Source organism: Candidatus Clostridium helianthi, from assembly GCF_045310795.1.
Lineage (GTDB): Bacteria > Bacillota > Clostridia > Clostridiales > Clostridiaceae > Clostridium > Clostridium helianthi.
Genome location: NZ_JBJIAB010000231.1, coordinates 1 through 253, shown reverse-complemented (window position 1 = coordinate 253; position 253 = coordinate 1). Strand labels below are relative to the sequence as shown.

Below are 253 nucleotides of genomic sequence, written 5' to 3'. Positions count from 1 at the left end.
AAAAATAATATCGCGGGGTGGAGCAGTTGGTAGCTCGTCGGGCTCATAACCCGAAGGTCGTAGGTTCAAGTCCTGCCCCCGCAACCATTGATATGGCGGAATAGCTCAGCTGGCTAGAGCACTCGGTTCATACCCGAGGTGTCGTAGGTTCAAGTCCTATTTCCGCTACCAATATGTGCCGAAGTGGCGGAACTGGCAGACGCACAGGACTTAAAATCCTGCGGTGGTTAAACACCGTACCGGTTCGATTCCG

Annotated in this window: 2 tRNA genes; both read left to right on the top strand. The window is 53.4% G+C overall.

Annotation, left to right across the window (positions count from 1 at the left end):
* The first annotated feature begins 11 nt into the window (after positions 1–11).
* Positions 12–87 (top strand) — tRNA-Met (locus ACJDTP_RS27930).
* A 7-nt stretch (positions 88–94) separates the two neighbouring features.
* Positions 95–171, top strand: a tRNA-Met gene (locus tag ACJDTP_RS27925).
* The last annotated feature ends 82 nt before the right edge of the window (positions 172–253 follow it).